This window comes from Bacillus sp. FSL K6-1338 (assembly GCF_038006965.1).
GTDB lineage: Bacteria > Bacillota > Bacilli > Bacillales > Bacillaceae_G > Bacillus_A > Bacillus_A thuringiensis_S.
Genome location: NZ_JBBOWI010000001.1, coordinates 4,293,684 through 4,317,477, shown reverse-complemented (window position 1 = coordinate 4,317,477; position 23,794 = coordinate 4,293,684). Strand labels below are relative to the sequence as shown.

Genomic DNA, 23,794 nt, shown 5'->3' with positions numbered 1-23,794 from the left:
AAGGTAGTGGGTATTTTTATCCCGCTATTTGCCGAGCAGCCCGTAAAAGCCCAATTGGTGAGGGTTGATTAAAGTTTCACTTTATCCTAAAATTCCCCCCTCAAAATTGGTTTGTAACCGTCCAGTTGGTGATAATGGATTATAGTTTTTTATGTATAGTATATGAAAATGTAATAAACTAAAAAGGCGTAATAAGTATAATAACTTCATTTATAATCATTCGTGAATTTGCTATACTATTTTGTATGGACAAAAGGGGAGGCTCTTTTAAATGAGAAAAGTCGCATGTGCAAATACTTATATTAATAAAATAAAGCCCGTTATTAGAAAGACGAGTTTTAGCCAATTGAAAATAGATGAAATTGCGAAATATATGGATATTAGTAAAGCTACTTTATATAAACGTTTTTCTTCGAAAGATGAAATTATTGAGGCGGTAGTAGAGGATTTCATGAATTATCTACTCGAAGGTGATGTGGATAATCAAGATGAAAGCATGTCTTTTGCAGAACGTTTCCAAAAGACGTTTATCCACTCTTTAAAATGTGTGACATATATTTCGGATGTTTTTTTGCAAGATTTGAAAGAAGCATATCCGCATTTGTCAGATCAATTAGTCGCTGCACAACAAAATCGTAATCATAATTTGCAAATGTTTTTTGAAGCGGGTATGGAACAAGGTTATTTTAATAAAATGAATGCACAATTATTTATGGTACAAGATGATGTGATGTTACGACGTATTATAGATCATTCTTTTTGTATTCAGTACGATATTACTTTAAAGAAAGCGATACTTGATTTTTATCAATTAAAGAAGTATCAACTTTTTAAACCAGAGTATATAGAAGCAATTGATGATTCTGAAATTGAAAAAGAAGTTATTGCTATTTTGCAAATGATTTCGTAAAAAAGCAGATCTCCCTTAATAGAGGGAGATCTGCTTTTTTTAGTACATATTATTTTTGCAACTGTTTTAATACTAATTCGGCTACTGGACCACCTGAAGCGGGGTTTTGACCAGTGATAACACGATTATCTTCTAGAGCAAAAGCTTCCCAAGGCTGTGCAGCTTTTTCGTAAAGTCCTCCATTTTTAATGAGTTCATCTTCTGTTAAAAATGGAACGAATTGATCTAATTCAGCTAATTTTTCTTCTTCATTTGAAAAGCCTGTTACCTTCTTACCGCTAATTAAACGATCCCCATTACTTAATGTAATATGAAATAAACCAGCAGCTCCATGACAAACGGAAGAAACAATACCGCCGTTTTCATAAATATTGCGGCTAATATTTTGAAGTTCTTTATTTTCTGGGAAGTCCCAAATAACCCCGTGACCACCTGCGTAATAAATAACAGCGTAGTCTTCTGGATTCACTTCACTTGGTTTCATTGTAGAACCGAGGCGATTCATAAACTCTTTCTTTTGGTACCATTCCCAATCGATGCTCTCCGCCATTGCTAAACTATGTGGATCAATTGGTGTATAACCGCCTTGTGGACTGACGTAATCAACTTCGTAACCCGCTTCTTCTACTTTTTTTACGAAATGTACAGCTTCACCGAGCCAAAGTCCGGTAGCCCTATTTAAATTTGGGTATTTTTCTACGCTTGTTAATACAACTAACATTTTTTTCTTCATCATAATCCTCCTATAATGTCTCTTCTATATAAAAGTTCTGTATTCGTTTCATTTTATTAAGTTAAAAAATGCAAATTTGAATAATCATGCCAGTCCTCCTTATATCAGCTTCGAAATTAGTGTATAATAACTTTTGAACAAAGTAAACTAAAAAGACTAAACTAGTTTACTTTGTATGTTTTTCGTTGACAAACTGTAATGCTGAAACTATGATAGTTCCATGAATATCGAACAATATACGTGTTTCGTTTCGAATTCAATTTATCGCACGATAAATTAGCACCATTTATACATTTAATGAAGTTGTTTAGTGGTGATACAACATTTAAATAACTTCATTTTTTTATCAATAGTTTGACAGTTTTAAAATTGTAATCAGGAGAGTGTTACACATGGGGAAAGATATAAGTAACCATTCGAAATGGTTTGTTTTTACATTATGTTTTATTGTTTTGTTAGGACCGATGAACGCTGTGTTATTTAATGTAGCGCTAGAGGATATTGCTAATGATTTATCAATTAGTCAATCGAAAGTAAGTTGGGTTGTAGTAGGGTATTCTTTAGTCGTCGGTATTGGTTCGATGATATATGGAAAACTGGCTGATCGTTACAGTGTAAAAAGGCTATTAATTATTTCTATTATCATATTTGTAGCTGGTTCTATTGTTGGGTTTGTGAATCAATCTTATGAGATTATCATTTTCGCAAGGCTAGTGCAGGCGAGCGGAGGAGCAGCGTTTATTGCGCTTAGTATGATTGCGGTGGCTAAATTAGTTGCTCCAGCTAAAAAACCGGGTGCGTTAGCAATGATTAGTTCTTCTATTGCATTAGCGGTTGGTATTGGACCTTTAGTTGGTGGGGCAATTACAAATACGTTAGGGTGGCCGTATTTATTTTTATTTATGGTTATTTCAATGGTTGGTATTTTCTTGCTCGTAAAATTTATGCCAGAAGAGGTGCAACATACCGATGAAGTGTTCCACTTTGATTTCATTGGAGCATTTTTATTATTTGTATTGATTACGACCGTTTTATTAGGAGTGAATATTAATAGTTGGCTTTTTGTGTTATCTGTTGCTTTCCTATTTTTATTCAAGGCTCATATGAAGAGAGCAGAGTCACCGTTTATTGATATTGAGTTGTTTACAAATAAACCATTACTGCGTTTAATAGCGGTCGGATTTATCATTAATGTGGCGTTATGTGCTAGTTTATTATTATTACCATTACTGTTAGGAAGAGGGCACGGGTTGTCTCCGTTCGTTATTGGAATTGTATTGTTTGTTGCATCTCTCTTTGGTATTGTATCTAGTTTTATTACCGGAAAGATTATTCCTGCGTTTGGGAATGTGAGGATGATGTATGTAGCGTCTGTAGTTATGATCATTGGCTTTTTAATTTTAGGGATTATTCCAGACGGGAACTTACTCTTTATTTTATTTGCGGTTATTTTAAAATTTATGAGTTATTCGGCAATTCAAGTATCATTAAACACATTTATTCCGAAAACATTAAATCCAGCTAAAGTTGGAGTCGGCCTTGGTTTATATAATTTAATTAACTTTTTCGGTATGGCATTCGGGCCAGCTGTAGCGAGCAAAATTATGGAATCTACAAATAGTTATCGATTGAATTTTATTTTGATCGTCATTTTAATTTCTGTTCATTTCGTCTTATTAATGGGAATGTCTTCTTTTCAAAAAAAGATGGAGCAATGAATATGCACTTTATATAGAAGAAACCGACTTTCTTATAGAAGGTCGGTTATTTTTCTATCTTGCAAATTATGAAAAAAAGGAGCAAAATAAAAAAGGTCCTAGTCTATACATGGGCAAATGAAAATTTTCATACAGAAGCATTTGAAGTGAGCGAACTTAAAGTGTGTAAAATATAATGATAAACATAAAAGATGATGAATGAGAAAACGGGTGATGAAGTTGAATAGAGCAATCGGTGTTATCGATTCAGGAGTTGGCGGTTTAACAGTAGCGAAGGAATTAATTCGTCAGTTGCCGAAAGAACGTATCATATATTTAGGAGATACAGCACGTTGTCCTTATGGTCCGCGTTCTCGAGAAGAAGTGCGTCAATTTACGTGGGAAATGACGGAGCATTTACTAGATTTAAATATCAAAATGTTAGTTATTGCGTGTAATACAGCAACTGCAGTTGTATTAGAAGAGATGCAAAAACAATTACCAATTCCAGTAGTAGGAGTTATTCACCCAGGATCACGTACAGCTTTAAAAGTGACAAACACGTATCATGTTGGGATTATTGGAACGATTGGAACCGTGAAAAGTGGTGCATACGAAGAGGCGTTAAAGTCTATTAATAACCGTGTTATGGTAGAAAGTTTAGCTTGTCCACCTTTCGTTGAACTTGTAGAGAGTGGGAATTTCGAAAGTGAAATGGCGTACGAAGTTGTAAGAGAAACGCTGCAACCACTGAAAAGTACCGATATTGATACTCTTATATTAGGGTGTACACATTATCCGATTTTAGGACCTGTTATTAAAAAAGTAATGGGAGATAAAGTACAACTAATTAGTTCTGGTGATGAAACAGCACGTGAAGTAAGTACAATCTTATATCATAGTAAAATGTTGAATGAAGGAGAAGAACAAAGCGATCATCTCTTCTTAACAACAGGAAAAATAGGCTTGTTTAAAGAAATTGCATCAAAATGGTTCGGTCAACCGATTGAAAATGTGAAGCATATTCATTTAGAAAAAGAATAATAGTAGAATTCATATAAGTAAGCTCCTGAGAAATCAGGAGTTTTTGTTTATCCCGCTATTTTCCGGGCAGTAAGACCCCCACCTCAAAATTCAGCGGAAGAAAAGAAGTTATGTGGGGGATGAACAAAACTCCCACTGATTAAAGTTTCACTATATAAGAGGCACAGCTTGTTCTAAAATGTGAAACGGCTCGTATACATAATAGTACAAACTTAGATTTTAGGGGGGAATGGCATGCCTAAATCCACTTTTAAATGGGTTGTTGGTGCTACTGTGAGCGCTGTTTTACTAACAGGGTGTGGCTTTATAAATCAGGAGAAAGCAACTGAACAAATTGATCCGCCAAAACAAGTTACGTATACAGAGGGTGGGAAGAAAGAAGTAGCTAAAAAAGATAAGCAAGGGCAAATGGTAAATAGAGAACTATACCTTGTTGATAAAAATGGTTATGTTGTACCACAAACATTAGCTATACCTACTCCGAAAGCAAATGAGACTGTGAAGCAAACGTTAGAATACCTTGTGAAAGATGGACCAGTAACGAATTTATTACCGAATGGGTTTCGTGCAGTCATTCCGGCGAATACAACGATGACCTTAGATTTGAAAAAGGACGGGACGGCAGTTATTGATTTCTCTAAAGAAATGAAAAACTATGCGAAAGAAGAAGAGCGGCAAATCGTTGAATCTATAGCGTGGACGTTGACGCAATTTACAGAGATAAAACAAGTGCAGTTCCAAATAAATGGTGAGAAATTGGCAAAGATGCCTGTTGGTGGTACACCGCTTGGTGAAGGAGTGAGCCGTGCAAATGGTATTAACTTCGATGATGAACAAGTAGCAGATGTAACAAATACAAAACCAGTCACACTGTATTTTATGGCGCAAAATAATAATAAACAGCAATATTACGTACCAGTAACGCGCCGCGTTGCTGAAGGAAAAGAAAATGATTATGCAGCAATTATAGATGAGCTTGTAAAAGGTCCGATTCATCAATCGCTCCTGAATGATTTTAATCCAGGCGTTAAGCTTATTACGAATCCGAAATTACAAGACGGAAATCTTACATTAAACTTTAATGAAAATATATTTGTAAACCCAGATAAAAATATGATTTCAAATTACGTATTGAAGTCGTTAGTTTTATCTTTAACAGAAAAGAAAGGTGTGAAAAATGTTTCTATTGAAGTGAATGGAAAAGCAAATCTTATAGATGAAAAGGGCGGAAAGTTAATAAAACCTGTAGATCGTCCAGAAAACGTGAATACAGGTAGTTTTTAATCTTGAATAATTTGATATACTTAAGTAAGAAAGGAGAATTGCTTTTTGGGTTCTCCTTCTTTTATTGTATACATATCATACATTTAAAATTGGCTATACTAACGAGTAGTAATTAAGAGGAGGTTATTTTTATGCGAGTAGATGGTAGAGAGAAAACAGAATTACGCCATATACATATTCATACGAATTATTTAAAACATCCAGAGGGATCTGTATTAATTGAAGTTGGGGATACAAAGGTGATTTGCTCAGCGACAATTGAAGAGCGTGTACCACCGTTTATGCGTGGAGAAGGAAAGGGCTGGGTAACAGCTGAATACGCGATGATTCCGCGTGCAACAGAACAACGTACAATTAGAGAGTCAAGCAAAGGGAAAGTAACAGGACGTACAATGGAAATTCAGCGTCTAATTGGACGAGCATTACGTGCGGTAGTTGATTTAGAAGCGCTTGGCGAGAGAACAGTTTGGATTGACTGTGATGTTATCCAAGCAGATGGTGGAACGAGAACAGCGTCTATTACAGGTGCATATGTAGCGATGGTACTAGCTTTTGAGAAGTTATTACAAGCAGAAAAAGTATCTAAAATTCCAGTAAAAGATTATTTAGCAGCAACGTCAGTAGGGATTGTTGAAGAGCAAGGTGTTGTTTTAGATTTAAACTATGCAGAAGATTCTAAAGCAGACGTTGATATGAACGTGATTATGACTGGAAAAGGCCAATTTGTTGAAGTGCAAGGAACTGGAGAAGAAGCGACGTTTAGTAGAGCGCAGTTAAATGAACTACTTGATGCTGCGGAAAAAGGCATTTTCCAACTGATTGATATGCAAAAAGAAGCTTTAGGCGACATCGTATCTCATATAGAGTAGAGGTGGAAAGTATGAAACAAGTTGTTGTAGCGACAAAAAATATGGGTAAAGTACGTGAGTTTGCTGAGTTATTTGAGCGATTTGATTTAGAAGTAAAATCATTACACGATTTTCCTCATATTGAAGAAGTTGAAGAAACAGGTGAAACATTTGAAGAAAATGCGATCTTAAAAGCGGATAGTTTGAGTAGACAGCTGAATTCGATCGTAATTGCGGATGATTCGGGTCTTATTGTAGATGCTTTAAACGGAAAACCAGGAGTGTATTCAGCGCGTTTTGCTGGTGAACCGAAAAATGATCAAGCAAATATCGATAAAGTGTTACAAGAATTAAATGGCATTGACTTTGAAAAGCGTAAAGCACGTTTCTATTGTGCATTAGCAGTTGCTTTCCCTGAAGGTGATAAAAAGCCTGTCATTGTAAATGGGACATGTGAAGGATTTATTTTAGAACAACGCCGCGGAGAAAATGGTTTTGGATACGATCCGATCTTTTATGTGGAAGAATACAAAAAAGCAATGGCGGAATTAAGTTCAGATGAGAAAAATGCTATTAGCCACCGTGGTCGTGCTCTTCGTAAGTTAGAAGAAAAAATCCCGGAATGGTTTTTAGGAGAATAAGGGAGAGAGTATGATGAAAGCTTTAATCGTAAGCGATAGTCATAGCTCTGTGAAGGAATTACAGCAGTTGAAAGAGAAATATGAAGGGAAAGTAGATATCATGATTCATTGCGGTGATTCAGAGCTAACGCCTGCTCATGAAGAAATGCAAGGTTTCCGTGTTGTAAAAGGAAACTGTGATTATGCTAACTTTCAAGATGAAATTGTAACTGATGTAAATGGAATTCGCTTCTTAGTTGTGCATGGACATCGCCATAATGTGAAAATGACATTACAAACGCTAGCGTACCATGCGGAAGAAGTAGGAGCGCAAGTTGCATGCTTCGGACATTCTCACGTATTAGGTGCGGAATTAATCGACGGCGTTTTATTTATTAATCCAGGCAGTATTTTATTACCACGTCAGCGTGTAGAAAAGACATTTGCTGTATTAGAAATGGATGAAAATCAAATGGAAGTTCGTTTTGAAACATTAGACGGACAACTAGTTGAACAAGCAGTTTTTAAAAGAGGATAATAAAATTTATCCTCTTTTAAAAAAGGTGTTGACTTTATGTATGGTTATACATATAATAAATATTGTCGATAGGGCAACGGCGCTAACGAAGAAAAGAAAATAACATATGCGGGTGTAGTTTAGTGGTAAAACAAGAGCCTTCCAAGCTCTGGTCGAGAGTTCGATTCTCTTCACCCGCTCCATGTCCCAGTAGCTCAGCCGGATAGAGCATACGCCTTCTAAGCGTACGGTCGGGAGTTCGAATCTCTCCTGGGACGCTAACAAAAACCTTGTTATCTTTTGATAACAAGGTTTTTGTTTGTCTAAAAATTGATGTTTGGGTTATAAGTGTAGTTCATTCTTAATATCTGCGACCTTTCCTTCGATATTAAGCAGTTGCATATGTACTTCTTTTTCTTAAATAAAAAGAGCGCCGTTTATCCCGCTATTTGCCGGGCAGTAAGACCCCCAACTCAAAATTCAGCGGAAGCAAAGAAGTTAGGTGGGGTCGGGCTGTCCGTAAAAGTCCGATTGGTGAGGGTTGATTAAAGTTACACTTTATGCGCCCTGTTCCTCATATTTAATTTAAAGAATCAATAGGCTTATGGTAGAACTCAAATCCATATCCAGATTCTCCTAATTGTTCACTTGCAATGTTATAAAAGTTTTTACCATTCTAGTGTGATTGAGTAGCCGTTATCGGAACTTATCCCTGATAGTGTGTTACAATTAATAGAAGCGGAAAACGAGAATCTCCAATTGACTGGACGTGTGATTAGTTGGACAGTTTAAGAAGGTTGTATAAAAAGGGAGATGGCGCAAAGATGGCGAGAACAAAAGAGAATGATTTAACGGAGAAATTGGCAGAAGGTCAACGGAAATATGGTGACGGCAACTTTACAGTACAGAACATCGGTGATGAAACTAATCCGAATTGGACTGTCGTAAAAAATGTGAGGAAGGGATCGGCAGGCATTCGCGAAGGAGAAGATATATTAAGACTGCGATCAAAATATATAAAATAGTATGGAATGGGCGGAGCGGGAGTTCGAATCTCTCCTGGGACGCTAAAAAAACCTTGTTATCTTTTGATAACAAGGTTTTTTGTTTTAAATTAGTTATTAATAAACTTCTCAAATACAAAACCATAATCTTTCACATTGTATTGTTTCTTCGTATCAACAAGCCAGTTAAAGGCAATCTCGTTCATCTCTTTAAATTGCTCTGCTAAGTTTACTTGTGCGTTTGAAATACGGCTGAAAGCATTAGATGCCATATCTAAACTTTTATGTGCATATTGTAATGTAATGTCGTTGTCGTATGAAATTTCTTCAATTTTAAGTAAAGCCTTATATAAATCTTTTAATTCTTCAATATGTTTTTTATGAACATCAATTGAGTAATGCTCATCTCCCATTTGAAACTTAATTTCTATATCTAAATCAATCGTTCCTGCAGTTTCAAGTGCTACGTTTTTAATTTGATATTTACTATAGCTATAGCGGCGCAGTGTGCGTTTTTTACTTGTTGCGCTTGTACCATCTAGGTGGAGTAATCCTTTGTTTGTGAAGCAATATTCATCTGATTTGGATTTAATTAGAAAATAAATTTTCTCTTCATCTTCGTGCATCACGTAATCATCAGCATCAACTTTATCGTAATCTTTCGGTGTAATGACAGAACCTACATCGCTTAACCCTAAAACATCAGCAGCTACTTTTTTGAACATATATAATCCCCCTTGTAAATTAAATTCTTAATTGTACAAAAATATATTAACATGATTTTCATTTTTTGTTTTCTTGTAATACGAAAATATCTGAAGGTAAGTTAAGAAAAGTAACGCATAATTATTTTGATCCTAAATTATTTAGTAAATCTATTAGTCTAAGAGTCGATTCGCCGAAAAGTAACCAAGAGAAAAAAGCTAATTTTGCAAGTGATTATAGAGAAATTTCGTGAAAGCACCTCAAGCGATATGAGGTGTTTTTCAATCCCTTTTTGAAATCTTACAATTCTGTAAGGTAACTGTAAGGTAGTTCGATGGTAAGAAATTGCTAATCTTTTATAATGAAGATAACAACGATAAAACGAGGAGGAAGAAATGATGAAAGGGTTAGTTGTAACGGGCTTAACGGTTGCTTTTGGATTTGTAGCGTATGAGAAATTAACGTATGTAGTCGATGTTGTGAAACATTTGATTGCTTAGAGAAAACAGCTATGAGAGGGAAAGGGAATGAGTGAATGAATGGAATGGTTATTTGGAATTATAGGTACTTGTAGTGTAGTGTTATTGTTCTTTGTCCCAAGTGGTATACTTAGTTCGACAACAAGTTTGTTCTTCTTAAGTTTGTTTGCTTGTACGATGCTTATTATTATGTTTTTAATGAAGCGAAGTAAACCAATCTTCTATTTTAGCATGATTGTTATGGCAATTATTGTTCTCCAAATTATTACCCTTGTAATATACCCCACAATTATAAAAGCTTTCCATTAATGATGAATCCTCTGCGCTTGTTGCTGGGGATTTTTATTTGTACAATTTTAATTTTTAGTAGAGATTTACTCGTATCGGAATATAAAAATTAAATATTTTTATATTTCAAACAAATGATTTAGGGATGTTGTGTTCTCATTACGCATTTGATATATTTACTTTGAGCATAATTAAAATCAAGAAAAAGAGGCGGACGTATGGATAAAAAAGAAAATACGGTCGTATTGTTTCCGCAACTATCAGAGCGCTATATTGATGAAGGTTTTTTAGCGCTGAAAGAGCGGAAATTCGAAGATGCATTGCGTTGCTTTGAAATATTACGTCAGTATAATGCGGAAACGGAACAAACGGAATTAGCTTCAGTTATTTGTTTACTCGAATTAAAACGTATGGAAGAAGCGAAAGATAAATGTGAACAGTTGCTTAAAACAGGAGTTGTCTTATTTGGTGATATTCTTGAAACGTACGTAACAATTTTAGTTCAAACAAATGATTATGAAGGTGTTATTGAAACTGTTGAAAAGGTTTTACAAACGAAAGATATAATGCCTGATCAAAAGGAAAAATTAGCGCAGCTTGCTTTATTTGCAGAAGGTATGCTAAATGAGGGAGACGCATCGCTAGTGGATTCAAACTTTGAATTGGATGAGTTTACTAATGAAATTTTTGGAGAAAACTTTGGACAGAAGCTAAGAGCGATTCAGCGACTTTCGTTAAAAGATTTAGATCTTGCATTACCTGTTTTAAAGAAATTTTTAATAGACGAAGAGCAGCACCCCTATTTGAAAACTTCTATTTTGTATAAAATGATAGAAAGTCAGGTAGAAGAAGAAATAGAGGTAGAAAAGTTTGGAAATACGATTAAGGTGATTCCAGCATTTACAGGTCATAATGAGGAGCAATCCAATAACATTATACATAAATTATCAAGCCGATTAGAGCAAAATTATCCCGATATATTTGAAGCGATGGTTACATATTGGAAAGAGTTGCAAATTAGCGTTTTCCCATTCGCTCTATTAATGGATAAAGAAGAGATTTGGTCAGCTGTTTTAGAGAGAATTGGAAGAAAGCGTTTCGGATTGGCTATTGATGAAGAAGAGCTTATGGCAGCATATAATATCGAATTGGAAGAGTTTCATATTGCCTATCAATGGTTATTACGTGTTGAAAGAGAAGGATATTTGCCCGTATAATTATGAAAAAGAATCGTTCAGTTCTTGAAACGAGCATATTCTATGTTATAATGTAAGGGTTGCAAAAGGCAGAAATCTGCCTGTTTGTAAGAGAAGAGAAGTGCAATTCTCTTACTTAATATGTTTCATATTATTCTCGAACAAAATATACCGTAGTTGTCTTCTGGGCAATTAGTAGATTGGAACATTATATCTGAAAGCTTTTGCTAGAGGGTTATTTGTGTATTTGTTATTTCAAAAAAGAGATAATGAAGATTTTAATCTATAGAGGTATGTGCATACATTATTATAGTTGGAGGGAAAGAATAAATGTCTACAAAATGGGAAAAATTAGAAGGTAACGTTGGCGTTTTAACAATCGAAGTTGATGCTAAAGAAGTAAACAACTCTATCGACGCTGCGTTCAAAAAAGTAGTAAAAACAATTAACGTACCAGGTTTCCGTAAAGGAAAAATGCCTCGTCCATTATTCGAACAACGCTTTGGTATTGAATCTTTATACCAAGATGCTTTAGATATCATTTTACCAAAAGCATACGGTGAAGCGATTGAAGAAGCTGGTATCTTCCCAGTTGATCATCCTGAAATCGACATCGAGAAGTTCGAAAAAAATGCTAACCTTATCTTCACTGCAAAAGTTACAGTGAAACCTGAAGTTAAATTAGGTGAGTACAAAGGTTTAGCAGTAGAAAAAGTTGAAACAACTGTAACTGACGAAGATGTAGAGAACGAATTAAAATCTTTACAAGAGCGTCAAGCTGAACTAGTTGTTAAAGAAGAAGGAACTGTTGAAAACGGTGATACAGCTGTAATCGACTTCGAAGGTTTCGTTGATGGCGAAGCATTTGAAGGCGGAAAAGGCGAAAACTACTCTCTAGCAATCGGTTCTGGTACATTCATCCCAGGTTTCGAAGAGCAAGTAATCGGTCTTAAATCTGGTGAGTCTAAAGACGTTGAAGTATCATTCCCAGAAGAGTACCATGCTGCTGAATTAGCTGGCAAACCAGCAACATTCAAAGTAACAATTCACGAAATCAAAACAAAAGAACTTCCTGAGTTAAACGACGAGTTCGCTAAAGAAGCAGACGAAGCGGTTGCAACTCTTGATGAATTAAAAGCAAAACTTCGCACAAACTTAGAAGAAGGCAAAAAGCACGAAGCTGAGCACAAAGTACGTGACGAAGTAGTAGAATTAGCTGCTGCTAACGCTGAAATCGAAATTCCAGAAGCTATGATCAACACTGAGTTAGATCGTATGGTTCGTGAATTCGAGCAACGTTTAAGCCAACAAGGTATGAACCTTGAGCTTTACTACCAATTCACAGGTACTGACGCTGACAAATTAAAAGAGCAAATGAAAGAAGATGCACAAAAACGTGTAAGAATCAATCTTGTTCTTGAAGCTATCATTGAAGCTGAAAACATCGAGGTTACTGAAGAAGAAGTAACTGCAGAAGTTGAAAAAATGGCTGAAATGTACGGTATGCCAGTAGACGCTATCAAGCAAGCTCTTGGAAGTGTAGACGCTTTAGCTGAAGATCTTAAAGTGCGTAAAGCTGTAGACTTCTTAGTAGAAAACGCTGCATAATAAAATAACAAGGCACGATTTTAATCGTGCCTTGTTTTATAAATATAGAAATATATTTATAAAACTTTTCGATGGAGAAGGAAATGTTCCTTTACAAGTCGAATATACATATTTCAAAAGTTTTAAAATTTTTTTATTTGTACATAACTAGTCATATTATTTGTATTTCTCGCCACGTAGTGACATAATATGTATTTACATACGATACATTTATCGTGTACATACGAAGGCAAGAGGTTAGCACTTTGTAAGGGGTGTGAAAATATGTTTAAATTTAATGATGAAAAAGGGCAATTAAAATGTTCTTTCTGTGGTAAAACACAAACGCAAGTTCGAAAGTTAGTGGCAGGTCCAGGTGTTTACATTTGTGACGAGTGTATCGAACTTTGTACTGAAATTGTACAAGAGGAGCTTGCGAAGGACGAAGAAGTAGAATTCAAAGATGTACCGAAACCGGTAGAAATTCGTGAAATCTTAGATGAGTATGTCATCGGGCAAGATAGCGCGAAAAAAGCACTAGCGGTAGCGGTATATAATCATTACAAACGCATTAATTCTAACAGCAAAATTGATGATGTAGAATTAGCGAAGAGTAATATCGCACTTATCGGGCCAACAGGTAGTGGTAAAACATTACTGGCACAAACGTTAGCGCGTATTTTAAATGTTCCATTTGCAATCGCGGACGCAACATCTTTAACAGAAGCTGGATATGTTGGGGAAGATGTAGAAAATATCTTACTAAAATTAATTCAAGCAGCTGATTATGATGTAGAGAAAGCGGAAAAAGGAATCATTTATATTGATGAGATTGATAAAGTGGCACGTAAGTCCGAAAATCCATCAATTACACGTGATGTATCTGGTGAAGGTGTGCAGCAGGCACTTCTGAAAATTTTAGAAGGTACTGTAGCAAGCGTTCCACCTCAAGGTGGTCGTAAGCATCCGCACCAAGAGTTCATTCAAATTGATACAACGAACATCTTATTCATTTGTGGTGGAGCGTTTGATGGCATTGAGCCGATTATTAAACGTCGCCTTGGTGAGAAAGTAATTGGATTTGGTTCTGAGAAGAAAAATGCTGATGTAAATGAGAAGCATGTTTTATCTCACGTATTACCAGAGGATCTTTTAAGATTTGGTTTAATTCCAGAGTTTATCGGTCGTCTTCCAGTTATTGCGAACCTAGAGCCACTTGATGAAGATGCTCTTGTTGATATTTTAACGAAACCGAAAAATGCACTTGTTAAGCAATTCCAAAAACTATTGGAGCTTGACGATGTTGAGTTAGAGTTTGAAGAAGGTGCACTAATCGAAATTGCGAAAAAAGCAATTGAACGTAAAACGGGTGCTCGTGGACTTCGTTCTATTATTGAAGGCTTAATGCTTGATGTAATGTTCGAACTTCCATCTCGTAAAGATATCGAGAAGTGTATTCTTACAAAAGAAACAGTAGCTGATAATGAACCGCCAAAATTGGTGTTACAAGACGGTACTGTACTTGATACAAAAACATCTGCATAATGCGAAAGGGAAACAGCAATTTTTATAATTGCTGTTTTTCTTTATGTTTAGCTACGTTCCTCCGCGGAAATACTAAGAGATAAAATATTGCGGGAGGAAATAAATAATGAGCTGGACAAATATATTTTTAGTTGTTCAACTTGTTTTTGGTGTAATTGTCGGATTATATTTCTGGCATTTACTTCGAAATCAACGAACACAAAAAGTTTCAATTGATCGAGAATCGAAAAAAGAATTAGAACAGCTTCGTAAAATGCGTGAGATTTCTTTAACAGAGCCGCTAGCAGAAAAGGTGCGTCCTACAACCTTTTTAGATATTGTAGGGCAAGAGGACGGGATTAAGTCGTTAAAAGCGGCTCTTTGTGGTCCGAATCCGCAACATGTAATCATATATGGCCCGCCAGGTGTTGGGAAAACAGCGGCAGCACGTCTTGTATTAGAAGAAGCGAAACGAAATCCTAAATCTCCATTTCGTACGAATGCAACATTTATTGAACTTGATGCGACGACAGCTCGGTTTGATGAACGTGGTATCGCAGACCCTTTAATTGGTTCGGTGCATGATCCGATTTATCAAGGTGCTGGGGCGATGGGACAAGCAGGTATTCCGCAACCGAAAAAAGGTGCTGTAACAGATGCGCATGGTGGTATTTTGTTTATTGATGAGATTGGCGAACTCCATCCGATTCAAATGAACAAAATGTTAAAGGTGTTAGAAGATCGAAAAGTATTTTTAGAAAGTGCGTACTATAGTGAAGAAAATACGATGATTCCAACATATATACATGATATTTTCCAAAAAGGCTTACCGGCAGATTTTCGCTTAGTTGGAGCAACGACACGTTCGCCAGAGGAAATTCCTCCTGCTATTCGGTCACGTTGCTTAGAAGTATTTTTCCGTGAATTAGATACGGAAGAAATTCAAAAAGTAGCGAAAAATGCCGCGGAAAAAGTAGAAATGCAAATAGGCGAAAATGGTATTGAAATGATTGGGATGTATGCAAGAAATGGACGAGAAGCGATTAATCTCGTGCAAATCTCTGCTGGTATGGCGATAAATGAAGAACGTTCTTTCATTAAAGATGAAGATATAGAGTGGGTTGTTCACTCAAGTCAGCTTACACCGAAATACGAAAAGCACATTTATCCGATTCCAAGGATTGGTCTTGTAAATGGTCTTGCTGTATACGGACCAAATACAGGTGCGTTATTAGAAATTGAAGTAACAGCAATTCCGGCGAAAGATAAAGGGTCGGTAAATGTTACCGGAATTGTAGAAGAAGAAAGTATTGGTAGTCAAACGAAATCGATTCGCCGTAAAAGTATGGCAAAAGGCTCTGTTGATAATGTATTAACAGTACTTCGTTCTTTAGATGTGTTGCCAGAAGGATACGATATACATATTAATTTTCCAGGTGGTATCCCAATTGATGGACCTTCTGCAGGAATCGCTATGGCAACAGGTGTATATTCTGCGGTGCATCGCACATATGTAAATAATGAAGTAGCGATGACAGGTGAAATAAGTATACACGGAGAAGTAAAGCCTATTGGTGGCGTGTACGCAAAAATAAAAGCTGCGAAAAAAGCGGGAGCTAAGAAAGTCATTATTCCTGCTGAAAATATGCAACCATTTTTGTATACTATAAAGGGAATCGAAATTATTCCTGTCCGTAAGTTAAAAGAAGTATTTGAGTTAACATTTATGCAAGAAAATGCGCATAGAGAGCTAGATGTACATACTAACGTAGACGAAACAGATGCACAATCTATGTAAAAATAAACAATAATAAAATTTGCCAGACTTCGTTTAAGTTTGTATGCTTAATCGGAGTCTTTTTTCTTTTCGTGAGGTAGAAAAATAAGCTATTTATAATTGCGAGGAATCTCAGCAATTGCATCTAGGTGTATTGTAATATAAAATAGTTGAACAGGAGTTTAATTTATTATGGAGGTGCTATGTCTAGTATGAATACGAACGAAAGAATCGTGCCCCTCCTACCATTAAGAGGCGTTCTCGTATATCCAACGATGGTTTTGCATCTTGATGTAGGACGTGATAAATCGATACAAGCACTAGAGCAGGCGGCAATGGATGAAAATATCATCTTTTTAGCAATGCAAAAAGAAATGAATATCGATGATCCGAAAGAAGATGACATATATAGTGTAGGTACAGTGGCGAAAGTCAAGCAAATGTTAAAATTGCCGAACGGTACGCTTCGTGTCCTTGTGGAAGGTTTACATAGAGCAGAAGTAATAGAGTTTATCGAAGAAGAAAATATAGTACAAGTGTCTATTAAAACGGTAACTGAAGAAGTAGAAGATGATTTAGAAGAGAAAGCTCTTATGCGTACGTTACTGGAGCATTTCGAACAATATATTAAAGTTTCGAAAAAAGTTTCAAATGAAACATTTGCAACGGTAGCTGATGTAGAGGAACCAGGGAGATTAGCTGATCTAATTGCTTCTCACTTGCCGATTAAAACGAAGCAGAAACAAGAGATTCTAGAGATTGTATCTGTAAAAGAACGATTACATACACTTATTTCAATTATTCAAGATGAACAAGAGTTACTTAGCCTAGAAAAGAAGATTGGACAAAAAGTGAAACGTTCAATGGAGCGCACGCAAAAAGAATATTTCTTACGTGAGCAAATGAAGGCGATTCAAACTGAACTTGGCGACAAAGAAGGTAAGGGCGGAGAAGTAGAAGAACTTCGTGAAAAAATTGAACAGTCAGGAATGCCTGAAGAAACAATGAAGGCTGCGCTGAAAGAATTAGATCGTTATGAAAAGTTACCAGCAAGTTCTGCGGAGAGTGGTGTTATTCGCAATTATATTGATTGGTTATTAGCGCTTCCGTGGACAGAGGCAACAGAAGATATAATTGATCTTGCTCATTCAGAAGAGATTTTAAATAACGATCATTACGGTCTTGAAAAAGTGAAAGAGCGTGTACTTGAATATTTAGCTGTACAGAAGTTAACGAATTCATTAAAAGGACCTATCCTTTGTTTAGTAGGCCCTCCTGGGGTCGGCAAAACTTCGTTAGCGCGTTCAATTGCAACATCATTGAATCGTAAATTTGTCCGTGCATCTCTTGGTGGTGTGCGTGATGAATCTGAAATTCGTGGTCACCGCCGTACATATGTTGGAGCAATGCCAGGACGCATTATTCAAGGTATGAAAAAGGCGAAAACAGTTAATCCAGTCTTCTTATTAGATGAGATTGATAAAATGTCTAACGATTTCCGTGGAGATCCATCAGCGGCATTACTTGAAGTATTAGATCCAGAACAAAACCATAACTTCAGTGATCATTACATTGAAGAACCATATGATCTATCGAAAGTTATGTTTGTAGCAACCGCTAATACACTTTCAAGTATTCCAGGTCCATTACTTGACCGTATGGAAATCATTTCGATTGCTGGCTATACAGAACTTGAAAAAGTACACATTGCTCGTGAGCATTTATTGCCGAAACAATTAAAAGAGCATGGCTTACGAAAAGGTAATTTACAAGTGCGTGATGAGGCGCTTCTTGAAATTATTCGTTATTATACACGTGAGGCTGGTGTTCGTACGCTAGAACGCCAAATTGCAAAAGTTTGCCGTAAAGTAGCGAAAATTATCGTTACAGCAGAACGTAAACGTATCGTTGTGACAGAGAAAAAGATTGTTGATTTACTTGGTAAACACATATTCCGTTATGGGCAAGCTGAAAAAACAGACCAAGTTGGTATGGCAACAGGTCTAGCTTACACAGCAGCAGGCGGCGATACACTTGCAATTGAAGTTTCTGTAGCGCCAGGAAAAGGGAAACTAATTTTAACGGGGAAACTTGGGGATGTTATGAAAGAATCAGCACAAGCTGCGTTTAGTTATATACGCTCTCGTGCAGAAGAGCTTCAGATTGACCCGAATTTCCATGAGAAAAATGATATTCATATTCATGTTCCAGAAGGAGCAGTTCCAAAAGATGGACCGTCAGCAGGTATTACGATGGCAACGGCACTTATTTCTGCACTAACAGGTATTCCTGTAAGTAAAGAAGTAGGTATGACAGGTGAAATTACACTTCGTGGTCGTGTATTACCAATTGGTGGCTTAAAAGAAAAAACATTAAGTGCTCACCGCGCAGGCTTAACAAAAATTATTTTGCCAGCAGAAAACGAGAAAGATTTAGATGATATTCCAGAGAGCGTAAAAGAAAACCTTACGTTTGTGCTTGCATCTCATTTAGATGAAGTATTGGAGCACGCATTAGTAGGAGTGAAACAATGAAAGTAACAAAAGCAGATATTGTAATTAGTGCTGTTAAACCAGAACAATATCCAGACAGTGATTTACCAGAAATTGCATTAGCAGGTCGTTCAAATGTCGGGAAGTCTTCCTTTATTAATAAAATTTTAAATCGTAAAAAGTTAGTGCGTATTTCTTCTAAACCAGGAAAAACGCAAACACTGAACTTTTTCTTAATCAATGAGATGATGCATTTTGTTGACGTTCCAGGTTATGGATATGCGAAAGTGTCTAAATCGGAGCGCGCGGCATGGGGGAAAATGATTGAAACGTACTTTACAACGCGTAAGCAATTAGACGCAGCTGTATTAGTAGTTGATTTACGTCACCAACCAACAAGTGATGACGTGATGATGTATGATTTCTTAAAGCATTATGAAATCCCAACAATTATTATTGCGACGAAAGCCGATAAAATCCCGAAAGGGAAATGGCAAAAGCATTTAAAAGTTGTAAAAGAAACGCTTGCTGTTGAAATTGGCGATGAAATCGTTCTATTCTCTTCTGAAACAGGACTTGGAAAAGAAGAAGCGTGGAAGGCAATTCATAAAATGACAAAAACAAAAAACGCGTGACGAATGTCGCGCGTTTTTTTCTTTATATAAGCTGTTAACGTACGTTTAATGTAACTTCAATATTACCTCGTGTTGCTTTAGAGTAAGGACATACACCGTGAGCCGCTTCTACAAGTTCTTTTGCTTCGCTATGTGAAACGCCAGCGACATGTACATCAAGCACGGCAGATAGGCCAAAACCACCATCTGTATCTTTTCCGATAGAAACGTGAGCGGTTACTTCTGTACTTTCTACTTTCATACGTTTTGTACGAATGACAAGTTGTAATGCACTATCAAAACAAGCTGCATAACCAGCTGCAAATAGTTGTTCTGGATTTGTTGCTTCTCCGCCTGCACCACCTAGTGCTTTCGGCATTTTTACATCAAGATTTAATATGCCATCATCTGAAACTACTTTCCCATTTCTTCCACCTGTTGCTGTTACTGAAGCAGTATATAATTTATCCATATTTATTCCCCTTTTCCATCATTAATTGTTTTCATTGTTTCAATTAGTTTATTTAGCTCAATTAATAAAGAGCGATATTCTTGCTCTGTAATTCCTAAATTTGTAGCCATCGTTGTCGGTAATGAACAAGCCTTTTCCTTTAAATCTTTGCCTTGTTCTGTTAATTCAATACAAACTTTTCGCTCGTCTTCTTTGGAACGAACACGTTTTACAAGTTTTAATGATTCCATTCGTTTTAACATAGGTGTTAACGTACCGGAATCTAAAAATAGACGTTCTCCAATTTCTTTTACTGTTAGTCCATCTTGCTCCCATAGTACGAGTAAAGTAATGTACTGGGGATACGTAATACCCATCTCTTCTAAATAAGGTCGATAAAAACGAGTAACCTCTCTAGAACAGGCATAAATAGAAAAACAAAGTTGGTTATCTAGATGCAAAGAGTCCTCTGTCATACATAACTCCCTTCTAATTAAGTTGTGCACAATTTAATTTTGTGAAATCAATATAACGAAAAAGAAATAAAATGTCAAATACATTGTATTGAGAAAGTGTTTGCTACATTTTGGAACAATCATACATATTTTCCTTCATGATGAAAGAAGATAGGAAAGATGATGTTATAATTTATATGGAATAGTTTCCATCACTTGATTATGAGGACTTTTTTTGGTAACGTACAAATAGAGTTATTAATTTATAATCATTATAAAGTAGAAGATTTTTTTATTAGTTTACTGAATCTCCTTTATTACATACGGAGAATAATTAAAAAATAATCGGTTGTTCACACGATTGTCAGATTCATAAGAGGAAAGTTGTATTATGATAGTAGATAAAGTGATAAAACGGGTGAAGGGGGACATGCTGCGTGCATATTCTTGTTGTTAGTGTAAATTATCGAACAGCCCCTGTAGAATTTCGTGAGAAACTCACATTTCAGGCAGCAGAGCTAGAGCGAGCGATGACTACATTACAAAATCAAAAGAGCGTGTTAGAGAATGTCATTGTATCAACTTGTAATCGCACTGAGATTTATGCTGTTGTCGATCAATTACACACGGGACGGTATTATATTAAGAAGTTTTTAGCTGATTGGTTTCAGCTTGAAATAGAAGAAGTCGCGCCATATTTAACTATTTTTGAACAAGATGGTGCAATAGATCATTTATTCCGCGTAACGTGCGGTTTAGATTCGATGGTAGTCGGAGAAACACAGATTTTAGGTCAAATAAAAGATAGCTTTTTAGAAGCGCAACAAGTTAAAGCAACAGGCACAATTTTTAATGAATTGTTTAAGCAAGTCATTACATTAGCAAAACGTGCCCACTCAGAAACAACAATCGGGGAAAGTGCAATGTCTGTTAGTTATGCTGCTGTTGAGCTTGGAAAGAAAATATTTGGCGAGTTAACAGATTGTCATGTGCTTATTCTTGGTGCTGGTAAAATGGGCGAACTTGCACTGCAAAACTTATATGGAAGTGGTGCTCGTAAAGTAACAGTTATGAATAGGACACTTTCGAAAGCAGAAGTAATGGCTGAGAAATATATGGGACATGCAAAATCGTTAAGCGAATTGCAATGTGCATTATTAGAAGCAGATATTTTAATTAGTTCAACTGGTGCATCTGAGTATGTCATTACGAAAGAGATGATGACAAAGGTGGAGAAAATGCGCTCTGGTCGCCCTTTATTTATGGTTGATATTGCAGTACCACGTGATATTGATCCAGCGATTGATGAGTTAGAAGGTTCTTTTTTATATGACATTGATGATCTGCAAGGAGTAGTGGAAGCAAATCGTGCTGAGCGTTTGAAAGAAGCGGAGAAAATTCAATTTATGATTGAAGAGGAAATTGTTCTATTTAAAACGTGGTTAAGTACACTTGGTGTTGTTCCATTAATATCAGCTCTTCGTGATAAGGCACTTGCAATCCAAAGTGAAACGATGGTAAGCCTAGAGCGAAAAATACCAAACCTTAGTGATCGTGAGAAAAAAGTCATTAGTAAGCATACGAAAAGTATTATTAATCAATTATTAAAAGACCCAATTTTAGTAGCGAAAGAAATAGCTGCTGAAGAGGGAGCGAGCGAAAAATTAGCGTTATTTGCGAAGATTTTCGATTTAGAAACGGAAGAAGTAGAGAGTCGTGCGGAAGAAGTAGAACATAAAAGAGTGTGGACACCATCCGTTCCATCTTTATAATTTGGAAGGATGATCGGATGAGTTTTTTTAATAACAGTATTATTTATCATATTGCAATTATTTTATATGCTTGTAGCATTAGTTTATATTTTATAGATTATTTCCAAAGTAACCGAAAGGCGAACCGATTTGCTTTTTGGTTACTTTCGATTGTATGGGTATTGCAGTCTATTTTTATGTTGCTTAGGGCGACAGATTCAGAAACGAACCCCATTTTAACTTTATTATCAGGGATTTATTTTTATGTTTGGTTATTGATTACGATGTCGTTAGTCATAAATCGATTTATGCGCGTTGACTTTTTAGTCTTCTTTACAAATGTTGTTGCATTTGGCGTAAGCGCTTTTTCTATTTTTACACCGCTCGGAAAGATGTCGCCAGTACTTGCAGAGCAATTAGTTTCAGAACTTGTATACGTGCATGTTGGAATGGCGATTATTTCTTATGCAACGTTTACGGTATCATTTATTTTTTCTATTATGTATTTACTGCAATATCGCCTATTAAAAAAGAAAAAGTGGAATGCGAGATTAAGAAGGTTAGGGAATTTACCGAAGCTTGAATCTACGTCTTACGGATTAAATTTATTTTCTGTTCCATTTTTCTTACTAGCAATTTTATTAGGATGTATATGGGGATATACAAAATTAGATAATTTTCATTGGTATGATACGAAAGTAATTGGTTCGTTTGTCGTTCTATTTGTATACTGTGCGGGCTTGTATTTAAGAGCGGCAGATGTATTGCAAGGGAAGAAAATTGTACTGTGGAATGTAGGGGCCTTTCTCGTAATGCTAGTTAACATTTTTTTATTAAGTAGTTTATCTAATTTCCACTTTTGGTATTTATAATGAGGAGAGAGAATTATGCGCAAAATTATTGTAGGGTCACGAAAGAGTAAGCTAGCATTAACACAAACAAACTGGTTTATTGATCAGTTAAAAGCACTTGGTTTACCATATGAATTTGAAGTGAAAGAAATTGTCACCAAAGGTGATGTGATTTTAGATGTTACTCTTTCAAAAGTAGGCGGAAAAGGTTTGTTCGTTAAAGAAATTGAGCATGCGTTACTTACGAAAGAAATCGATATGGCTGTACATAGTATGAAAGATATGCCAGCCGTACTTCCAGAAGGGTTAATGATTGGCTGTACACCAAAGCGTGTTGACCCTCGTGATGCTTTTATCTCAAAAAATGGAGCATCGTTTAAAGAGTTAGCGGAAGGTGCTATTTTAGGTACGAGTAGTTTAAGACGTAGTGCACAGCTACTCGCTGCGAGACCAGATTTACAAGTGAAGTGGATTCGCGGAAATATCGATACACGTTTACGTAAATTAAAAGAAGAGGATTACGATGCGATTATTTTAGCGACAGCTGGATTACAAAGAATGGGCTGGGATGATGAAGTTATTACAGAACATTTAGATGAAACGTTATGTGTACCTGCTGTAGGACAAGGTGCATTAGCGATTGAATGTCGTGAGGATGATAAGGATTTATTGCAGTTGTTAGCGCATATGAATGATGCGATAACAGAAAGAACAGTGGCAGCGGAGCGAGTATTTCTTCATAAACTTGAAGGTGGATGTCAAGTTCCAATCGCTGGATATGCAACCCTTAAAGAAAACGATACAATCGAATTAACAGCTCTTGTTGGCTCTATGGATGGCTCTGTTTTATTAAAAGAGACAGTAGTAGGTACTAATCCTGAGGAAGTAGGATTAGAAGCCGCGGGCCGTTTAATTAAACAAGGCGCCAAAGAACTCATTCTTGCTGCAAATAAGGAGCAACAATAAA

The 23,794-nt window shown here is 36.2% G+C and carries 22 protein-coding genes and 2 tRNA genes; 20 read left to right on the top strand and 4 right to left on the bottom strand.

The features are described from left to right. The first annotated feature begins 271 nt into the window (after positions 1-271). On the top strand, positions 272-910 hold the full coding sequence (locus NZ044_RS22110; RefSeq protein ID WP_001233034.1) for a TetR/AcrR family transcriptional regulator: 639 nt from the start codon (positions 272-274) through the stop codon (positions 908-910). Between the two features lie 49 nt (positions 911-959). Here NZ044_RS22110 and NZ044_RS22105 read toward each other — a convergent pair whose 3' ends face one another. Beyond that, positions 960-1,643 (bottom strand): type 1 glutamine amidotransferase domain-containing protein, encoded by a 684-nt coding sequence (locus NZ044_RS22105; RefSeq protein WP_000728514.1) that lies wholly within the window; start codon positions 1,641-1,643, stop codon positions 960-962. Positions 1,644-2,035: 392 nt separating this feature from the next. Between NZ044_RS22105 and NZ044_RS22100 the strand changes: the two genes are divergently transcribed. The 9 genes from NZ044_RS22100 (at position 2,036) to NZ044_RS22060 (ending at position 8,678) form a co-directional block, all read left to right on the top strand. Then, positions 2,036-3,361 (top strand): MFS transporter, encoded by a 1,326-nt coding sequence (locus NZ044_RS22100; protein WP_098506713.1) that lies wholly within the window; start codon positions 2,036-2,038, stop codon positions 3,359-3,361. Between the two features lie 213 nt (positions 3,362-3,574). Then, positions 3,575-4,384 (top strand): glutamate racemase, encoded by an 810-nt coding sequence (gene racE, locus NZ044_RS22095; RefSeq protein ID WP_000774005.1) that lies wholly within the window; start codon positions 3,575-3,577, stop codon positions 4,382-4,384. A gap of 234 nt (positions 4,385-4,618) precedes the next feature. After that, the gene (gerM, locus tag NZ044_RS22090) at positions 4,619-5,668 is read left to right on the top strand and encodes a spore germination protein GerM (protein WP_001126747.1); all 1,050 of its coding nucleotides are present in this window, start codon (positions 4,619-4,621) and stop codon (positions 5,666-5,668) included. A 131-nt stretch (positions 5,669-5,799) separates the two neighbouring features. After that, positions 5,800-6,537: a ribonuclease PH gene (gene rph / locus NZ044_RS22085; RefSeq protein ID WP_001261763.1), complete on the top strand. Its 738-nt coding sequence runs from the start codon at positions 5,800-5,802 to the stop codon at positions 6,535-6,537. Between the two features lie 11 nt (positions 6,538-6,548). Continuing rightward, entirely contained in the window at positions 6,549-7,157 is a 609-nt protein-coding gene (locus NZ044_RS22080; protein WP_000815946.1) for an XTP/dITP diphosphatase, read from the top strand. A gap of 13 nt (positions 7,158-7,170) precedes the next feature. Further along, on the top strand, positions 7,171-7,674 hold the full coding sequence (locus tag NZ044_RS22075; RefSeq protein WP_000645510.1) for a metallophosphoesterase: 504 nt from the start codon (positions 7,171-7,173) through the stop codon (positions 7,672-7,674). 108 nt (positions 7,675-7,782) lie between these two features. Beyond that, positions 7,783-7,856 (top strand) — tRNA-Gly (locus NZ044_RS22070). Position 7,857: 1 nt separating this feature from the next. Then, positions 7,858-7,931 (top strand) — tRNA-Arg (locus NZ044_RS22065). A gap of 546 nt (positions 7,932-8,477) precedes the next feature. Beyond that, the gene (locus NZ044_RS22060) at positions 8,478-8,678 is read left to right on the top strand and encodes a hypothetical protein (protein WP_000124591.1); all 201 of its coding nucleotides are present in this window, start codon (positions 8,478-8,480) and stop codon (positions 8,676-8,678) included. An 89-nt stretch (positions 8,679-8,767) separates the two neighbouring features. On the opposite strand, the gene NZ044_RS22055 is transcribed toward NZ044_RS22060, so the two are convergent. Beyond that, entirely contained in the window at positions 8,768-9,382 is a 615-nt protein-coding gene (locus NZ044_RS22055; protein ID WP_000475202.1) for a PH domain-containing protein, read from the bottom strand. Positions 9,383-9,901: 519 nt separating this feature from the next. Here NZ044_RS22055 and NZ044_RS22050 point away from each other — a divergent pair. From NZ044_RS22050 to ysxC, 7 genes are all read left to right on the top strand, one after another. Continuing rightward, positions 9,902-10,150, top strand: coding sequence for a hypothetical protein (locus tag NZ044_RS22050; protein WP_001983650.1), 249 nt, complete (start codon positions 9,902-9,904; stop codon positions 10,148-10,150). Positions 10,151-10,347: 197 nt separating this feature from the next. Next, entirely contained in the window at positions 10,348-11,346 is a 999-nt protein-coding gene (locus NZ044_RS22045; RefSeq protein ID WP_000358275.1) for a hypothetical protein, read from the top strand. Positions 11,347-11,655: 309 nt separating this feature from the next. Next, positions 11,656-12,933, top strand: a complete 1,278-nt coding sequence (tig, locus tag NZ044_RS22040) for a trigger factor (protein ID WP_000105215.1) — start codon at positions 11,656-11,658, stop codon at positions 12,931-12,933. 264 nt (positions 12,934-13,197) lie between these two features. Further along, positions 13,198-14,457, top strand: coding sequence for an ATP-dependent protease ATP-binding subunit ClpX (gene clpX / locus NZ044_RS22035; protein ID WP_000472289.1), 1,260 nt, complete (start codon positions 13,198-13,200; stop codon positions 14,455-14,457). 106 nt (positions 14,458-14,563) lie between these two features. Further along, positions 14,564-16,234 (top strand): ATP-dependent protease LonB, encoded by a 1,671-nt coding sequence (gene lonB, locus NZ044_RS22030; protein WP_000119171.1) that lies wholly within the window; start codon positions 14,564-14,566, stop codon positions 16,232-16,234. 182 nt (positions 16,235-16,416) lie between these two features. Continuing rightward, positions 16,417-18,747, top strand: coding sequence for an endopeptidase La (gene lon / locus NZ044_RS22025; RefSeq protein WP_000097281.1), 2,331 nt, complete (start codon positions 16,417-16,419; stop codon positions 18,745-18,747). Beyond that, positions 18,744-19,340 (top strand): ribosome biogenesis GTP-binding protein YsxC, encoded by a 597-nt coding sequence (gene ysxC / locus NZ044_RS22020; RefSeq protein WP_000869118.1) that lies wholly within the window; start codon positions 18,744-18,746, stop codon positions 19,338-19,340. The genes lon and ysxC overlap by 4 nt, the downstream gene beginning before the upstream one ends. Positions 19,341-19,374: 34 nt before the next feature. Here the strand turns inward: ysxC and NZ044_RS22015 are convergent, their stop codons facing one another. Together NZ044_RS22015 and NZ044_RS22010 are read right to left on the bottom strand one after the other, a co-directional pair. Next, positions 19,375-19,791 (bottom strand): organic hydroperoxide resistance protein, encoded by a 417-nt coding sequence (locus NZ044_RS22015; RefSeq protein ID WP_000359773.1) that lies wholly within the window; start codon positions 19,789-19,791, stop codon positions 19,375-19,377. Positions 19,792-19,793: 2 nt separating this feature from the next. After that, the gene (locus NZ044_RS22010; RefSeq protein WP_000133913.1) at positions 19,794-20,246 is read right to left on the bottom strand and encodes a MarR family winged helix-turn-helix transcriptional regulator; all 453 of its coding nucleotides are present in this window, start codon (positions 20,244-20,246) and stop codon (positions 19,794-19,796) included. Positions 20,247-20,662: 416 nt separating this feature from the next. Here NZ044_RS22010 and hemA point away from each other — a divergent pair, with 416 nt between their 5' ends. The 3 genes from hemA to hemC are packed head-to-tail and all read left to right on the top strand — an operon-like array spanning position 20,663 to position 23,793. Beyond that, a complete protein-coding gene (gene hemA, locus NZ044_RS22005) occupies positions 20,663-21,997 on the top strand; it encodes a glutamyl-tRNA reductase (RefSeq protein WP_000547868.1) in 1,335 nt (444 codons plus the stop codon). A gap of 17 nt (positions 21,998-22,014) precedes the next feature. Beyond that, a complete protein-coding gene (locus tag NZ044_RS22000; RefSeq protein ID WP_118961687.1) occupies positions 22,015-22,848 on the top strand; it encodes a cytochrome c biogenesis protein in 834 nt (277 codons plus the stop codon). A 15-nt stretch (positions 22,849-22,863) separates the two neighbouring features. Beyond that, a complete protein-coding gene (hemC, locus tag NZ044_RS21995; protein ID WP_001226403.1) occupies positions 22,864-23,793 on the top strand; it encodes a hydroxymethylbilane synthase in 930 nt (309 codons plus the stop codon). Position 23,794 lies beyond the last annotated feature (1 nt).

Excerpts from the sequence above, each read along its gene's own strand:
- NZ044_RS22110 (WP_001233034.1), top strand. The coding sequence starts at position 272 with ATGAGAAAAGTCGCATGTGCAAATACTTATATTAATAAAATAAAGCCC.
- NZ044_RS22105 (WP_000728514.1), bottom strand. The coding sequence starts at position 1,643 with ATGAAGAAAAAAATGTTAGTTGTATTAACAAGCGTAGAAAAATACCCA.
- NZ044_RS22100 (WP_098506713.1), top strand. The coding sequence starts at position 2,036 with ATGGGGAAAGATATAAGTAACCATTCGAAATGGTTTGTTTTTACATTA.
- racE (WP_000774005.1), top strand. The coding sequence starts at position 3,575 with ATGAAGTTGAATAGAGCAATCGGTGTTATCGATTCAGGAGTTGGCGGT.
- gerM (WP_001126747.1), top strand. The coding sequence starts at position 4,619 with ATGCCTAAATCCACTTTTAAATGGGTTGTTGGTGCTACTGTGAGCGCT.
- rph (WP_001261763.1), top strand. The coding sequence starts at position 5,800 with ATGCGAGTAGATGGTAGAGAGAAAACAGAATTACGCCATATACATATT.
- NZ044_RS22080 (WP_000815946.1), top strand. The coding sequence starts at position 6,549 with ATGAAACAAGTTGTTGTAGCGACAAAAAATATGGGTAAAGTACGTGAG.
- NZ044_RS22075 (WP_000645510.1), top strand. The coding sequence starts at position 7,171 with ATGAAAGCTTTAATCGTAAGCGATAGTCATAGCTCTGTGAAGGAATTA.
- NZ044_RS22060 (WP_000124591.1), top strand. The coding sequence starts at position 8,478 with ATGGCGAGAACAAAAGAGAATGATTTAACGGAGAAATTGGCAGAAGGT.
- NZ044_RS22055 (WP_000475202.1), bottom strand. The coding sequence starts at position 9,382 with ATGTTCAAAAAAGTAGCTGCTGATGTTTTAGGGTTAAGCGATGTAGGT.
- NZ044_RS22050 (WP_001983650.1), top strand. The coding sequence starts at position 9,902 with ATGGAATGGTTATTTGGAATTATAGGTACTTGTAGTGTAGTGTTATTG.
- NZ044_RS22045 (WP_000358275.1), top strand. The coding sequence starts at position 10,348 with ATGGATAAAAAAGAAAATACGGTCGTATTGTTTCCGCAACTATCAGAG.
- tig (WP_000105215.1), top strand. The coding sequence starts at position 11,656 with ATGTCTACAAAATGGGAAAAATTAGAAGGTAACGTTGGCGTTTTAACA.
- clpX (WP_000472289.1), top strand. The coding sequence starts at position 13,198 with ATGTTTAAATTTAATGATGAAAAAGGGCAATTAAAATGTTCTTTCTGT.
- lonB (WP_000119171.1), top strand. The coding sequence starts at position 14,564 with ATGAGCTGGACAAATATATTTTTAGTTGTTCAACTTGTTTTTGGTGTA.
- lon (WP_000097281.1), top strand. The coding sequence starts at position 16,417 with ATGTCTAGTATGAATACGAACGAAAGAATCGTGCCCCTCCTACCATTA.
- ysxC (WP_000869118.1), top strand. The coding sequence starts at position 18,744 with ATGAAAGTAACAAAAGCAGATATTGTAATTAGTGCTGTTAAACCAGAA.
- NZ044_RS22015 (WP_000359773.1), bottom strand. The coding sequence starts at position 19,791 with ATGGATAAATTATATACTGCTTCAGTAACAGCAACAGGTGGAAGAAAT.
- NZ044_RS22010 (WP_000133913.1), bottom strand. The coding sequence starts at position 20,246 with ATGACAGAGGACTCTTTGCATCTAGATAACCAACTTTGTTTTTCTATT.
- NZ044_RS22000 (WP_118961687.1), top strand. The coding sequence starts at position 22,015 with ATGAGTTTTTTTAATAACAGTATTATTTATCATATTGCAATTATTTTA.
- hemC (WP_001226403.1), top strand. The coding sequence starts at position 22,864 with ATGCGCAAAATTATTGTAGGGTCACGAAAGAGTAAGCTAGCATTAACA.